This is a genomic window from Shewanella chilikensis, assembly GCF_037953065.1.
GTDB lineage: Bacteria > Pseudomonadota > Gammaproteobacteria > Enterobacterales > Shewanellaceae > Shewanella > Shewanella chilikensis.
Map to the genome: position 1 here is coordinate 3,084,754 of NZ_CP149966.1, position 15,240 is coordinate 3,099,993.

The following is a 15,240-nucleotide window of genomic DNA, read 5'->3' on the forward strand; positions in this document are numbered from 1 at the left end:
TTCAGGATTTGTTGGATCAGAACGGACTCAAAAAGCAGAAGATAGACACATTGGATCTGCGTTATCATCTGCTGCTTATGTTACTGCCGCTGCTACTGATAGCCTTATTATTTTGGGTTACCAGTCCAGTAGGAGAACTTCCCTGGCTGCAGTGGGGCGGGGTTTCTGTTATCTATTTCATGGCCTACAGTCTGGGCTACTTTGTCCATCAAGGGCGGCTGGGCCGACTGTGGCAACACCTGGAGCAGGTACTGGGTATCAACGAAGCCACCTTCGAATTAGTGCATCTTTCAAGTCAATATGAAACCGAACACGCCTTTCTCAATGCCCTGTTGAGTAAAGCCGTTGCCATGATAGATGGCGCCGAAATGGGCTCCATTATCCTGGTGGAGCCCGGCAGCAACAAGTTACATTTTGAAGCGGCTGTAGGGCTGGATATGACTAAACTGCAGCAGTTGAATATGACTCTGGAGCAGTCTTTCGCATATAGGTTGACCAGTGGCCGTTGCAACCGGGTAGTGGTCGTCAACGATATGCGTAAACTCAACGCCCAAAGTGGCCTAAGTCCTGAAGCTCAAGCATTATTGTTAAACGCCGCCACCCCTCCTATTAGAGCAACGCTTTCGAGCCCACTCCATATTGATGGCAAGCTCTATGCCATGCTCAACCTCGACAGTTCATTGGTTGCCAGCTTCAGCAACTATGACAGGGATCTGGTGGCTATTTTGACCCATGAAGCCGCCAATGCCATCGCCCTGTACCAAAAGTCCCGTCAGATCCACCGATTAGCCAACTTTGACAGCCTGACGGGGCTCACCAATCGCAAATATTTTGAAGAGCAAGCCCTGAAGTGGCAGCCCAAGAACAACATAGAAAGCATGCTGGTGCTGCTGGATATGGATAACCTGAAAAAAATCAATGATAGTCTGGGTCATGGTGCCGGTGACTTTGCGCTCAAACGTTTGGCAACCGAGCTAAAACTTGGTTTCCCCACACCGTCGCTGGTGAGCCGCTTTGGCGGCGATGAGTTTGTGCTACTCTGTTACGGCAGTGAAACTTGGCTCAGAGAACGCTTACGGCAAGTCGAGTCCAAGCTGACCGCCGATAAGGTTGCCGTGTATTTCAGCGCCGGCATCGCACCTTTCAATGGCAATGTGGAACAGAGTCTCAGGTTGGCAGACAACCAGATGTACCAATATAAAAAAGCCCGCAAGAGTGAGCTCAAATAAGGAAAGAACCGGATCCCAATGACGGGATTGTAGTGGTCGGTAACAAGGAGAAGCTATGCATAAACATCTCACCATCATGACAATGTTGGTAGTGGGCACATCGACTTTGCTGCAACAGGCGCAGGCGGCACAAAACCTCTCTTCCTTAATGGTGGAAGTCCGGCAGCAGGACGGTATCCCCCATTATTACAATCTGGCCAGTGGCATGCCCCTCAATGGCGAGGTCACCATCGTTCGCGATAACCAAGGTTATACCCAAGCGACTTTCTCTCAAGGATTACCCAATGGCCGCTGGCAAGTATTTCACCCCAACAATACCAAATTAGTTGAAGGCCAGTATTACCAGGGCTATCAAAATGGCAGTTGGCGCATGTATGACCTCAGCGGCCAGATGACCGAATTACAGGTGTTCAATAAAGGCGTTCCCGAAGGGGAATGGCAAACCTTTGACAGCAATGGCCGCCTCGATGAAAGCGTATTCTACCGCAACGGTAACAAAGAGCAGGTCAAACGCTTCTACGCCAGCGGTAAACTCAAGGCCAGTGAAACCTATACCAATAACCTGCGCCATGGCCAATGGCAGAGCTTCTATGAAAACGGCACCCAGGCCCAAAGTCAGCAATATGCCAACAACCAACTCTTTGGCGAGTACCTGGAACAAAACGCCCAGGGAGTCATCAGGGTCAAAGGTAAATTCGATGCCAATGGCCAACGTCAGGGCGTCTGGCAGAGCTTTTTTGATAATGGCAGTAAAGAGAGCGAAACCCGTTTCAGCGCCGGAGAACGTGACGGCGAAAGTCTGAAATATCACCCCGGCGGCGAACTGGCGGTCAAATGTGCTTACCGCGCAGGCAAGCGTCAGGGCCAATGTCAAACGTTCGACGATAAAGGCGTGCTACTGGGCAATGAACATTTCAATGACGGCGAAAAAGATGGCATCCAAGAGTATTTCAACAGTGAAGGCAAGCTGGTCATAGAGCAGCACTACAAAAACGGCCTGCAAACTGGCGTACAGAAGCGTTTTCACCCCAATGGCCAGTTAGCTGAGCTGGAAACCTTTCACGATAGCCAAGTGAGCGACAACGGTCAGTATCCCCGCCATGGCAAGTATGAGCGTTTCGATATCGACGGCAAGCCCCTGGAAAAGTCCCAGTTTGCCATGGGCCTGCGTGACGGCTTGTATCAGCGTTTCAGCGCCGGTGTTTTACAAGAGTCCAGCCAATGGCAACAGGGGGAGCGTCACGGCGACTTTGTCCGCTATTTCCCGAACGGTAAAAAACGCAGCCTGGTGCAATACCAGCACGATAAGCAAACCGGAAAGTCCATCCGCTACTTTGAAGATGGCACAGTGCAGGAACAGGGCGAAGTCATAGACGGTAAGTGGGTCGGCAAATATGAAAGCTTCTATGACAATGGCAACCCCAGGGAGTTGGCCCACTATGCCAAAGACAAGGCCGCCAAGGATTATCGCTATCCGCTTAATGGCGTCTTCAAGCGCTGGTACGCCAACGGCGATCCCAATGAGGAAGGCATATATCTCAACGGCGACAAGGACGGGCTCTGGATTCAGTATCGCGAAGGGGTCAAGAGCCGGGAGCAGACCTTTGTCAAAGGCAAACTCAATGGCCAATATGCCGAGTATTATCATGGCCGCCGTCGCGTCACGGGGGAGTACCTGAACAACAAGAAGACAGGTAGCTGGATAGACTACCGCTACGAAGAGGAGGATCCCACCTTTGGCACCATCCCCGAGGGCAATGTCAGGATCAAGAGCCAGTGGTTACTCGGCAAGTTGCACGGTACACGCGAGCACTACAGCTTCAAGGGCGTCCTTTATCGCAAGGAAACCTATGCCAATGGCGACAAGACCGGCAGCTACAGCGAGTACTATGTCGATAATGGGCAGCAGAAACTGGCCGGCGAGTTGCTAAAAGGAGCTAAAACCGGCCAGTGGCAAAGCTGGTTTGAAGATGGCATGCTCGCCGCCAGTCAGGAGTTCAAGGACGATGTACTGCACGGCAAGTCTGAGCAGTACTACAGCAACGGTCAGTTAAAGCAGCAAGCCAACTACTGGCAGGGAAAACTCGATGGCAAACTGAGCCAGTACTTCCAAAATGGCAAGCCACAGAGCCATGAGCAGTGGCTCAAAGGCCAGAAAGAGGGTAAAGCCAGTTACTTCCACAACAACGGCAAGTTGGCCGAGAAAGGTAGCTTCCTCAGGGACAGAAAAGAAGGGCTGTGGCAGACCTTCTGGACCAATGGCTAGAAGCGTACCGAAGGCAGCTATATCAGCAATCGCGAGTCAGGCGACTGGAACTTCTATGACCAGTTCGGCAAGCTGATAAAGACTGAACACCATGGTTAATTTTCCCCTTGGTTTCGTGGCGTTAGTTGGGAATAATGAATTTTGGCACATCTATTGGCGAGAAAATGGTTTCAATAGACAAGTCGCCAAGGCTAGAGTCGTAAGCCAGCCTGGCAGAATCGGCTAATATCAGGTTACCGAAATAAACAGCCCCCCTTCGCAGCCCGCCTCATCAGTAACCATAAAAATGCCGTTTACAAAAGTAAACGGCATCACGCGAACAGGGATCCTAGCACCAATATCAAATAATCAAGGTTGTTGTTCCAACTGAGGTATTGGCACCGCCTTCATCAACACTTCGGTGGTGAACTTGTCATTGTTGATCACCGGGTATCTGTCGTAGGTTTGGAAAATCACCCGTCCTTGATACTGGATCATGGCGACTACACCATAGTTGACATCAGACTCAAGGGTTTCAGCCGGTAAAATGAACTTAAACGGCACCGGCGCCCTGGCGATATCAAAGCTCTTTTGCGCCACTATTACCCCGGGGGTGTCCAAATCTATGATGGCGATTGTGATACTGGACCCTTGAGGCAAAGCCACTCTTTCCAAGTAACCAGCAGCCCCGTTAACGATAATAGGTGCTTTGGGGTCAACAGTGACACAAGCGCCGAGAAACGCTATCCCGGCAGCAATTACCAGTCCTTTCACATACTTAATCATCTTGCTTTCCCTTATTTGGCGGTCATTCTCATCAAGCCTTCCTGAGTGGCCGAAGCCACCAGCTCGCCCTGTTGATTAAAGAATTGCCCTCTCACATATCCCCGACCACCACTGGCATTGGGACTCTCTATGGCATACAGCAGCCACTCCCCCATATTGACAGGTCTGTGGAACCAGAGTGAATGATCTATAGTGGCCATCCGCATCCCCGGGGTCAAAAATGACACTCCATGAGGCTGAGCCGCCGTCACCAAAAAGTTGAAATCCGAAGCATATGCCAACAGGTAGTCGTGCATTTCATGTTCGGGCGGCAAGGCACCATTTGCCCGCATCCATACATGTCGAACGGGTTCAGTGGCCGCTGGAGCTACAGGGTTAAGCGGATTGACCAGACGCATCTCGATGGGGGCATCGGCCATAAACTTTTCCAGCATCCTGGAGGGCACCTTATCCCTCATGGTCATCGCCAACTCCTGCTGATTGAGTATCCCATCAGGGCCGGGAACCTCTGGCATTTCGGCCTGATGGCTGAACCCAACTTCCGGCTCCTGGAAGGAACAGGTCATGTAGAAAATCGGCCGCCCTTTCTGAATCGCCTTCACCTGACGGGCACTGAAACTGCCGCCATCACGCATGTTTTCGACTTCGTAGACTATCGGCAACTTTTCATCGCCTGCCCGTAAAAAATAGGAATGCAGTGAATGCACCTGGCGCTCTTGCGGCACAGTGCGACGGGCAGCGCTGAGGGCTTGGCCCATGACCTGACCGCCAAACACATGACCAAAACCCAGATCCTGGCTCTGGCCCCGATAAAGTCCAATTTCTATCTGTTCAAGCGCGAGCAGTGACAAGAGATCATCTAAAACCTGGCTCATAAAACTCTATTAACTGGCTGACATATACCGCAAAGATTAACCCAGAACCGCCCTTCGTGACCAGATGACTTTACTCTATCTCTATATCATGCTCGGCGGCAGCTTGTCTGGCCCAGTTAACAATTTGCGCCTCGCCGCTGTCGCTGAACCCCAGTGGCGTAGCCACGCTTAACTCTGGCCAAGCTCTGGCCAAAAGTTCAGGAGTACAAGCATCTGCATTAAAGTAACCCGGCTCTGTCTGCGCTATTCTCACCCGACTGATACTGCCAGCTGCAGCCAACAAATGTTGCCCATTGGGCGCCTGCTCGCTGAGCAGAAACAATCCGGCTGCCAATGGCGCGTTCAAACCAAATAAAGGTTGTACCGGCAGTGCCAGGTGTTGCTCCGTCATTGGGGTGGTAGCCAAAGGATAGAGACTGTTGACACGGATGTTATGATTGCCACCTTCTCGACTGAGACTATTGGTTAATCCAAACAATGCCATCTTGGCACTGGCCCAGGCACTTTCGAAAAGATCTCCGAACAGTCCACTAACACCACCCAACAAAAGGATCCGGCCATACTCCTGTGCCTTCATTCGCGACCAGAGTCCGTGACAGAGAAAGAAGCTGCCATCCAGATCCACCTGCAACTGCCGTCGCCACTGCTGTGGTGTCAGTTTTTCAAATGAGCAGGGGGTATGGATCCCGGCACAGGCCACCAACAACTCTATAGTGCCAAAGTGGTCACAGGCTTCCTGCAGCACCAAAGCAACATCTTGCTCATCGGCAACATCACAGTGCCAGGCTTTGGCATCGGCCCCCAAAGCAGAAATCGCATTCAAGGTATCTTTGCAGCTGTCTATGTCCAGCAGTGCCAGGCTGGCACCACGCTGAGCCAAACCTATGGCGAAGGCGCGCCCCAACCCCGAGGCGGCACCGCTGACAAGGGCTGTCCTGCCCCCAAACCCCATCATATTAACCTCTGCTTTAGTAATAAGCTCATGAAATACCGGGTATTCTTTAACAATAAGAACACATAATCCCCTAAGGTTATTTGATTATGGCTGCATTTTTTCAATCCGCACGGGTACAAATGTGCGCTGACTCAAACTCTGTTAAATGCATTTATCCGATTGTGCTAACTTTCAAGTGGAAAATTGGTATCCTTAGCATGTTTTCCCATCTTTAACTCTGAAGAATTGACAAAATGAATCCCTGGATTTTAGCCTCACGGCCGCGCACCTTGCCTGCGGCGATAGGCCCCTTGCTGATAGGCAACATTCTGGCTCTGCAACTGGAGAGTTTTAGTTGGACCATTGCAGTGGCATCCATGGTCTGTGCCCTGTTGCTGCAGATTGCCGTTAACCTGGCCAACGACTACTTTGATTTCAAAAATGGTATAGATACCGAGGAGCGACTTGGGCCGATAAGGGTCACCCAGAGCGGCTTACTCGACCCGCTGAAAGTGCGTAATGCAATGATTTTTTGCCTTTTGCTGGCATTAGCTGTGGGATCTTTCCTGATCTGGCACGGTGGCTGGCCGATTGCCATCCTGGCGGCGGCTTCCATTATGGGCGCCCTGGGTTACAGCGGCGGCCCATACCCGCTGGCCTCACACGGCCTGGGTGAAGTGGCGGCCTTTATCTTCTTTGGCTTGGTAGCCGTAGTCGGCAGTTACTATCTACAGGCCGGTGATACCAGCACTGCAGCCTGGATTTTGGGGAGCGCCGTAGGCCTGCTCAATGCCGCTATCTGCCTGGTTAACAACACCCGTGATATCTATACCGACGAAAAAGCCGGCAAGCGCACGTTGGCGGTACGCATAGGTGAGGCCCAATCCAAGGTGCTGTACCAGGCGCTGGTTTACTTACCCTTCGGCCTGATTATCGCCGGCTTCCTGCTGGGTTTGCTACCTGGGCTACCTGTGCTGCTGACGGGTCTTGCGCTGCTAATGGCCCGCAAGCTGTCCAGCGATTTTATTCAGGAGTCAGGCGCAGCATTGAATCCATTACTGGGGCGCACCGCCAAACTGACTATGATATTCAGCGCCCTATTCAGCTTAGGTTTAGTGTTTACCCTTTAACCCAGGTATAGCTATAAAAAAGGGATAGAAATAACAAAGGCTTCCACTGCCACGCAGTTGGAAGCCTTTTTCGTTGGCCGGTGATAGTGTTCTGCCCGGCCCGTTTTCCCTCAATCCAGTTTAATCAGCGGCCGCTTGGGGTCACTCCAATCCAGGTGATAACGCTCGTTGGCAGCTTGGTCTATACGCTCAAAACTGTGCGCTCCGAAAAAGTCCCGTTGTCCCTGCAACAGATTGGCCGGCAGCGTCTCAGTGCGATAACTGTCGTAGTAAGAAAGCGCCGATGAGATGCAGGGCACAGGCACACCTGCAAGTACCGCCTTGGCAACTGTTTGCCGCCATGCCTGCTGGCGCGCCGAAAGCGTTGAAGCAAAGCCATCGGCCAACAGTAAATTGGCCAATTCAGGCTCACTGTCGTAGGCTGCGGCTATGGATTGCAGGAATCTGGCGCGAATAATACAGCCGGCGCGCCAGATCCTGGCGATGGCGGCAAAATCCAGCTGCCATCCCAGCTCCTGAGCCTGCATCGCCATCAACTGGAACCCCTGGGCATAACAGCTCACCTTGGCGCAATAGAGTGCGCTCTCCAGGCCATCAATAAAGCTTTGTTGCTCGTCCGAGCCTGCCGGTTGAGTGCCTCTCGCTTCGGGACCGACCAACTTGGTGGCCAAGCTCTGGCGCAGAACCTTTTGAGTGCTGATGGCGCGGGCATAAACCGCTTCGGCGATAGTGGGCGCCGGGCAACCTATCTGCAGGCTGCTGACAGCCGTCCACAGACCTGTGCCCTTCTGCCCTGCCTTATCAAGGATCATCTCAACCAGAGGCTTGCCGCTTAATGGGTCCTGTTGCCGCAAGACCTCGGCGCTGATTTCCATCAGATAACTGGAGAGCACACCTGTATTCCAGCGCTCGAACACCTGGGCAATGGCATAGGCATCAAGGCACAGCACTTGGCTTAGCAAATGATAAGCCTCGCAAATCAGCTGCATGTCGGCATATTCAATGCCGTTGTGCACCATCTTCACATAGTGACCGCTACCGGCCGGGCCTATGTAAGCCGTGCAGGGCTCCCCTTGGGTAACCGGGTTGCCGGGCTCAAATCGTTCCAGCGGCAATCCGGTGTCACCATCCACCTTGGCAGCTATCGCCCGCCAAATGGGAGCAACCCGCTTCCAGGCCTTGATATCACCACTTGGCATCAGAGAAGGCCCGAATCTAGCCCCCACCTCACCGCCGGACACAGCTGAGCTGAAGAAGATAAACTGATCGCGATAGCGCTGTTCCCGCGCTATAGTGTCTGTCCACAGGCTATTGCCCGTGTCTATGACTATATCCTCGCGCTCAATCCCGGCATCGAGCAGGGATTGGCATACGGCATCGACCGCCGCACCGGCCGGAATGGACAGCAGCAAGATGCGCGGTGTTGCTAAATTTGCCATCAAATCAGTAAGATTATTACAGCCAAACAGCAATTGTTCCCTCTCGGTCACTTCCGTCTTGGCCTGGTTTTCGGCAGCTGTCACTTTGCGACTGTCCAGATCGAACGCCGCGACCCGATAGCCGTTATCTATGATATTGAGAGCGAGATTCTTGCCCATAACACCCAGGCCTATGACCCCGATGTCAGAAAGATGCTTGTGGGTTTGCATTGTTATTAATTCCACGGGTAGCAGAGGAGCCGGCCATTTTGTGAGCCAACAACCGGCCTTGAGTGGATTAATTATACTGATTAACGAAAGTTAATTACCAGCCGCCCTTGACGATAACCTTGTTTGAAAAACACGATTAACAGACAAACATCCGGGTTCAATTAGCCAGTTTCAGTCCCAAAACACCGATAAAAATCAACAGCAAACTGCCGATTTTCATCAGACTGGCACTCTCGCCGAATAGCCAGATACCCACCAATGCCGTGCCCATAGCGCCAATGCCTACCCAAACACCGTAAGCCGTGCCTATAGGCAATGACTTGGTCGCCAGCCCAAGCAAACCGACACTGATGGCCATAGCGCCCAAGGTCAACAGACTCGGAATTAACTTGGTAAAACCCTGGGTATATTTAAGGCCTATGGCCCAACCGATTTCAAACAAACCTGCGAGGATTAAGAGTAACCAGTTCATGAACCCATCCCTTTTTAAAGAGGGGTCGTCCCCGATAGTGGAAAAGGCGCTTGCAGGGTCGTCCCTGCGGCCGGAATGATAAGGCTACATAGTGTAGCTTAAGTTGCAAGCCTGAATGTAAAACTTGGATGCTACTACTTTGTATGTAACTACTTGTTGTTGCCCCGAACGGAGCAGCGGCATCTTAGCAAAGGCCGACTAAAAGGGCAAAGTGTAAGAGGCGCGCCTTTACAACATGAAAAACAGCTAAAAAAACGCCTGCCAGCGGCAGGCGCAAAAGGAGAAAGTCAACCTCAGGCGTGCTCTTTCACCAGAGAATCGGCATAGCCCATGCGGGTCAGTGCGGTGCGTACCAGATCCAGAGTGCCGGGATCCTCTATGGTTGCCGGCGCCTTGAACTCCTGGTTGTCGGCAATTTTACGCATGGTGCCACGCAGTATCTTGCCGGAGCGGGTCTTGGGCAACTTGGGCACAGCGCTCACCAAACGGAACGCCGCCACCGGGCCAATTTCCTGGCGCACCAGGGCCACCAGCTCCTTGTGCAGCTGTTCTTCGCTCAGGGTATTCCCCATCTTGAGCACCACCAACCCCAGCGGCACCTGCCCCTTGAGCTTATCTTCCACACCAATAACCGCCGCTTCAGCCACCGCCGGATGCTGACAAAGTACCTCTTCAAAACGCCCGGTCGATAATCTGTGACCGGCCACATTAATGATGTCATCAATACGACTCATGATGTAGAGATAGCCCTCTTCATCCATATAGCCGGCATCCCCGGTAAGATAGTAACCGGGATACATGGCCAGATAGCTGTCATGGTAACGCTTATCGTTTTGCCACAAGGTAGTCAGGGTTCCGGGCGGCAGAGGCAGCTTAATCACCACATTGCCCGATTGCCCGGGAGCGACCTGCTCCCCCATTTCGTCCAATACTTCCACCTGATAACCGGGCACGGCTCTGGCCGGTGACCCGGCTTTGACCGGAATAGGCGCCACTCCCATCAAGTTGGCGGCAATGGCCCATCCTGTTTCGGTTTGCCACCAGTGATCTATCACTGGCTTGGCCAGCTTCTCTGACGCCCACTTCAAGGTATCCGGGTCACAACGCTCGCCGGCCAGAAACACGTTCTTCAGGCAAGAGAGATCGCTTTGAGCCACATAGCTTGCCTCAGGGTCCTCACGTTTGATGGCACGAATCGCCGTCGGTGCAGTAAAGAAACTCTTGACCTTGTACTTGGCTATGGTGCGCCAAAAAGTGCCGGGATCCGGGGTGCCCACAGGTTTGCCTTCAAACAGCAAGGTGGTGGCACCTACCAGCAGCGGTGCATAGACAATATAGGAGTGACCCACCACCCAACCCACATCAGAGGCGGCCCAGAAGACATCACCAGGTTCTATGTCATAGATGGCCTTCATCGACCAGGCCAGCGCTACGGCATGGCCACCGTTATCACGCACCACCCCCTTTGGCTGGCCTGTGGTGCCTGAGGTATAGAGAATGTACAGGGGATGAGTGGCTTCGACCGCCACACAATCGACAGGAGTCGCCTGACAGATAGCACTCTGCCAGTCATGATCCCGCCCTGACTGCAACTCGGCCTGATACTGACTGCGGCCGAGAATAAGGCAGTTTTCCACCTTATGCTCAGACTGATCCAGCGCCTTGTCCAGCAGTGGCTTATAAGGCACAACACCTGAGGGTTCAATGCCGCAGGAGGCGGACAATACCAGCCGGGGTTTGGCATCGTTGATCCGGGTTGCCAGTTCATTGGCGGCAAAGCCGCCGAACACCACCGAATGTATTGCCCCTATGCGGGCACAGGCCAGCATGGCAAACAGGGTTTCCGGCACCATAGGCATATAGATAACGACTCTATCGCCCTTATTGATCCCGACAGATTGCATCCAGCCCGCCAGGCGGCTCACCTGCTGCTGTAATTCGTTATAGCTGATGCCGTACTCGGTATCTGTTACCGGACTGACATATTGAATGGCGGTCTGTTCGCCACGCCCTGCGGCCACATGCCGGTCCACCGCGTTATAGCAGGTGTTGAGCATGCCACCGCTAAACCAGCGGTAAAATGGCGCCTCACTCTCATCCAGCACCTGCTCCCAGGGCTGTTGCCAATCTATGGCACGGGCACACTCGCCCCAAAACTGTGTCTTGTCCTCGAGTGACGCCTTATGCAGGGCTAAACCCGGATCTATCATTATCTGTCCTCCCAAAGGACGCCGTTCTGCGACGGCACTGCGTTCCCTTCCTTCCTGGGACAATTAAAGTCCTTTTTGGCCTTGTACCCAATTAGACGTTAGCCTAAAACCCCGCTCGAACTGCGCCTTTTGACTTGCGGGTATTTTGCTGCTCATCCGCTCCGGCGATCACAACCATTGGAATGCAAACATGCATAGTGAAGGGTGCCATGCACCATTACCCATATTGGAAAGACAAATTAGCAGGTTAATGAAGCAAGTGTTTCAATACGGGCAAAGGCCGATGGCAGCAGGGATTGACACCTCACAGTTAGCAAAATGCCACAACAAACTTTACCTTTACGTAAACTTCATATATCTTGCCAAACAAGTTCCATTTTATGGTGTTATCGATGAGCGCAAACCACAATCCACAAACCACTTACTCCATCAGTGATCTGTCAAAGGAATTTGATATCACCACCCGTAGCATCCGCTTCTATGAAGATCAGGGTCTGCTCAAACCCAGGCGTCGTGGTCAGACCCGTATCTATAGTCTCAAGGACAGAGTCAGACTGAAACTGATCCTGCGCGGCAAGCGTCTGGGCTTTTCCCTGGCGGAAACCCGCCGACTGTTTGAACTCTACGATGCCGACAAGAGCAGCCATGCACAGCTCAATACCATGTTGGCCCTGATCGAAGAGAAAAAAACCTCACTGCAACAGCAGATGGACGATATCAAGGTGGTGTTGATGGAACTCAATTCTGCCGAACTTCAGTGCCGTCAGGCGCTGGATGACATGGAGCAGGAAAGAGCCTGAGCCATTGACCAAACACCATAATAATAAAATAAAAATATTAACTTACAGGACATCAAGCCAATGAACTCTCTCTACTCAAGCCTCAACTTTGGACTCGGTGAAGAAATCGATATGCTGCGGGATGCAGTCAACGGTTTCGCCGCCAATGAAATCGCCCCCATTGCCGCCAAGGTGGATCAGGACAACGCCTTCCCCAACGAGCTTTGGCCTCAGTTCGGCGACATGGGGCTGCTTGGGATAACAGTCCCCGAAGAGTTCGGCGGTGCCAACATGGGTTATCTGGCGCACGTCGTCGCCATGGAAGAGATCTCCCGCGCTTCGGCATCCATAGGTTTGTCCTACGGCGCCCACTCCAACCTGTGCGTCAACCAGATCAACCGCAACGGCAATCAGGCCCAGAAGGAAAAATACCTGCCCAAACTGGTCAGCGGCGAGCATATAGGCGCACTAGCGATGAGTGAACCCAACGCAGGTTCGGACGTGGTTTCCATGAAGCTGCATGCCCGCAAGGAAGGCGACCGTTACATTCTCAACGGCAACAAGATGTGGATCACCAATGGCCCGGATGCCCACACCTATGTGATTTACGCCAAAACCGACTTGGACAAGGGCCCGCACGGGATTACTGCCTTTATCGTCGAGCGCGGCTTCAAAGGCTTCTCCCAGGCGCAGAAGCTCGACAAGCTGGGAATGCGCGGCTCCAACACCTGTGAACTGGTATTCGAAGACTGCGAAGTCCCGGAAGAAAATATTCTCGGCGGCCTCAACCAGGGTGTGAAGGTACTGATGAGCGGCCTCGACTACGAGCGGGTGGTGCTCAGCGGCGGCCCTCTTGGGATAATGACCGCCTGTATGGACATAGTGATGCCCTATATGCACGAGCGGGTGCAGTTCGGCAAATCCATCGGCGAATTCCAACTGGTGCAGGGCAAACTGGCCGACATGTATACAGGCATGAATGCCGCCAAGTCCTATATCTATAACGTCGCCAAGTCCTGCGATCGCGGCGAAACCACACGTAAAGATGCCGCCGGTGCCATTCTCTACAGCGCCGAGCTCGCCACCAAGATGGCACTGGACGCCATTCAGTTACTGGGCGGCAACGGCTATATCAACGAATACGCTACAGGTCGCCTGCTGCGCGATGCCAAGCTCTATGAAATCGGCGCCGGCACTTCGGAAATCCGCCGCATGCTCATCGGCCGCGAGCTGTTCAACGAAACCAAGTAATGGCGAATGCCTGGGCCGTTCAAGCGGCCCTTCACGCTCCCCCATTCAGTCGAAAAGGATGACAAGCCGTGCCTCAAATCAGCAGTAGAATCAACGCCCGCAGCGATGAATTCAGGGAAAAACAAGCCGCCATGTCCCACCTGGTGGCCGATGTCCAACAAAAGCTCAACAAGATAGTCGAAGGCGGTGGCCCTGTGGCCATGGAGCGCCATCTGTCTCGCGGTAAACTGGCGCCGCGCACCCGGGTAGAGAAACTTCTGGATCCCGGCTCGCCATTTCTGGAACTGAGCCAGTTCGCTGCCTTCGAAGTCTATGACGAAGAAGTGCCCGCCGCCGGCATCATAGCCGGGATCGGCCGGGTCAGCGGAATCGAGTGCATGATTATCGCCAACGACGCCACGGTCAAAGGCGGCACTTATTATCCGCTGACGGTGAAAAAACACCTGCGGGCTCAGGAGATAGCCGAGCGCTGTCACCTGCCCTGCATCTATCTGGTGGACTCGGGCGGTGCCAACCTGCCACGCCAGGATGAAGTGTTTCCGGACAGGGATCACTTCGGCCGTATCTTCTTCAATCAGGCCCGCATGTCCTCCAAAGGGATCCCGCAAATCGCCGTGGTCATGGGCCTGTGTACCGCAGGTGGCGCCTATGTGCCGGCGATGGCGGATGAATCGATTATTGTCCGTGAACAGGGCACCATCTTTTTGGCTGGCCCGCCGCTGGTGAAAGCCGCCACGGGTGAAGAGGTCAGTGCCGAAGAACTCGGCGGCGCCGAGGTACACACCAAGATAAGCGGTGTGGCCGATCATCTGGCGCAAAACGACGACCACGCGCTGGAGTTGGCCCGCAATGCCGTCTCCCGCCTCAATCACCAAAAACAGATTGCCCAGACTCTGAGCCAGGTAAAGCCACCCAAGTACGATATTCATGAGCTCTACGGCATAGTCGGCACCGACTTGAAAAAGCCCTTCGATGTCAAAGAAGTGATTGCCCGCATCGTCGATGACTCAGAATTCGACGAGTTCAAGGCCGGTTACGGTGCCACTCTGGTGTGCGGTTTTGCCCGTATTCATGGCTATCCGGTTGGCATAGTGGCCAACAACGGCATTCTGTTTTCCGAGTCGGCACAAAAAGGCGCTCACTTCATCGAGCTTTGCTGCCAGCGCAAGATCCCGCTGCTGTTTTTGCAAAACATCACCGGCTTTATGGTCGGCAAGAAATATGAGCATGAAGGCATAGCCAAACACGGCGCCAAGATGGTGACCGCAGTATCCTGCGCCACTGTGCCCAAGTTTACCGTGATCATCGGCGGCTCCTACGGCGCCGGTAACTACGGCATGTGCGGTCGCGCCTTTGAACCCACCATGATGTGGATGTGGCCCAACGCCCGCATCTCAGTGATGGGGGGCGAACAGGCCGCCGGAGTATTGGCCACAGTGCGTAAAGACGGCCTGGCCCGCAAGGGGCAGACCATGAGCGCCGAGGAAGAAGCCGCCTTCAAGGCCCCGGTGATAGCCCAATACGATAAAGAGGGTCACCCCTACCATGCCAGCGCCCGTTTGTGGGACGACGGCATTATCGACCCGGCCCAGACCCGGGATGTGGTCGGCCTGGCATTGTCGGCGGCGCTGAATGCGCCCATAGAGGACACACGTTTCGGCGTGTTCCGCATGTAATGGA

The 15,240-nt window shown here is 53.5% G+C and carries 12 protein-coding genes; 6 read left to right on the plus strand and 6 right to left on the minus strand.

Features of this window, described 5'->3' with window-relative positions; genetic code table 11:
- Nucleotides 1-8 precede the first annotated feature (8 nt).
- The gene (locus WKR14_RS13985) at nt 9-1,229 is read left to right on the plus strand and encodes a sensor domain-containing diguanylate cyclase (RefSeq protein ID WP_335916986.1); all 1,221 of its coding nucleotides are present in this window, start codon (nt 9-11) and stop codon (nt 1,227-1,229) included.
- Nucleotides 1,230-1,284: 55 nt separating this feature from the next.
- Nucleotides 1,285-3,495: a hypothetical protein gene (locus WKR14_RS13990; RefSeq protein ID WP_339086547.1), complete on the plus strand. Its 2,211-nt coding sequence runs from the start codon at nt 1,285-1,287 to the stop codon at nt 3,493-3,495.
- Between the two features lie 348 nt (nt 3,496-3,843).
- On the opposite strand, the gene WKR14_RS13995 is transcribed toward WKR14_RS13990, so the two are convergent.
- The 3 genes from WKR14_RS13995 to WKR14_RS14005 form a co-directional block, all read right to left on the minus strand.
- Nucleotides 3,844-4,260: a YbaY family lipoprotein gene (locus WKR14_RS13995; protein ID WP_101055060.1), complete on the minus strand. Its 417-nt coding sequence runs from the start codon at nt 4,258-4,260 to the stop codon at nt 3,844-3,846.
- A gap of 11 nt (nt 4,261-4,271) precedes the next feature.
- Nucleotides 4,272-5,135: an acyl-CoA thioesterase II gene (gene tesB, locus WKR14_RS14000; protein ID WP_101055058.1), complete on the minus strand. Its 864-nt coding sequence runs from the start codon at nt 5,133-5,135 to the stop codon at nt 4,272-4,274.
- 70 nt (nt 5,136-5,205) lie between these two features.
- Nucleotides 5,206-6,090 carry an SDR family NAD(P)-dependent oxidoreductase gene (locus tag WKR14_RS14005; RefSeq protein WP_101055056.1) on the minus strand — a complete coding sequence of 295 codons (885 nt, stop codon included), beginning with the start codon at nt 6,088-6,090 and terminating at the stop codon, nt 5,206-5,208.
- Between the two features lie 233 nt (nt 6,091-6,323).
- Here WKR14_RS14005 and WKR14_RS14010 point away from each other — a divergent pair, with 233 nt between their 5' ends.
- Nucleotides 6,324-7,199 (plus strand): 1,4-dihydroxy-2-naphthoate polyprenyltransferase, encoded by an 876-nt coding sequence (locus WKR14_RS14010; RefSeq protein ID WP_101055054.1) that lies wholly within the window; start codon nt 6,324-6,326, stop codon nt 7,197-7,199.
- A gap of 110 nt (nt 7,200-7,309) precedes the next feature.
- On the opposite strand, the gene gndA is transcribed toward WKR14_RS14010, so the two are convergent.
- From gndA to WKR14_RS14025, 3 genes are all read right to left on the minus strand, one after another.
- The gene (gndA, locus tag WKR14_RS14015; protein ID WP_101055052.1) at nt 7,310-8,848 is read right to left on the minus strand and encodes an NADP-dependent phosphogluconate dehydrogenase; all 1,539 of its coding nucleotides are present in this window, start codon (nt 8,846-8,848) and stop codon (nt 7,310-7,312) included.
- Between the two features lie 157 nt (nt 8,849-9,005).
- Entirely contained in the window at nt 9,006-9,320 is a 315-nt protein-coding gene (gene sugE / locus WKR14_RS14020; protein ID WP_039033745.1) for a quaternary ammonium compound efflux SMR transporter SugE, read from the minus strand.
- A 293-nt stretch (nt 9,321-9,613) separates the two neighbouring features.
- Nucleotides 9,614-11,530, minus strand: coding sequence for a propionyl-CoA synthetase (locus tag WKR14_RS14025; RefSeq protein WP_335922838.1), 1,917 nt, complete (start codon nt 11,528-11,530; stop codon nt 9,614-9,616).
- A 392-nt stretch (nt 11,531-11,922) separates the two neighbouring features.
- Between WKR14_RS14025 and WKR14_RS14030 the strand changes: the two genes are divergently transcribed.
- From WKR14_RS14030 to WKR14_RS14040, 3 genes are all read left to right on the plus strand, one after another.
- On the plus strand, nt 11,923-12,330 hold the full coding sequence (locus WKR14_RS14030; RefSeq protein ID WP_117200473.1) for a MerR family transcriptional regulator: 408 nt from the start codon (nt 11,923-11,925) through the stop codon (nt 12,328-12,330).
- A 60-nt stretch (nt 12,331-12,390) separates the two neighbouring features.
- The gene (locus WKR14_RS14035) at nt 12,391-13,560 is read left to right on the plus strand and encodes an isovaleryl-CoA dehydrogenase (protein WP_025889846.1); all 1,170 of its coding nucleotides are present in this window, start codon (nt 12,391-12,393) and stop codon (nt 13,558-13,560) included.
- Nucleotides 13,561-13,628: 68 nt separating this feature from the next.
- Nucleotides 13,629-15,236 (plus strand): carboxyl transferase domain-containing protein, encoded by a 1,608-nt coding sequence (locus tag WKR14_RS14040; protein WP_129979601.1) that lies wholly within the window; start codon nt 13,629-13,631, stop codon nt 15,234-15,236.
- Nucleotides 15,237-15,240 lie beyond the last annotated feature (4 nt).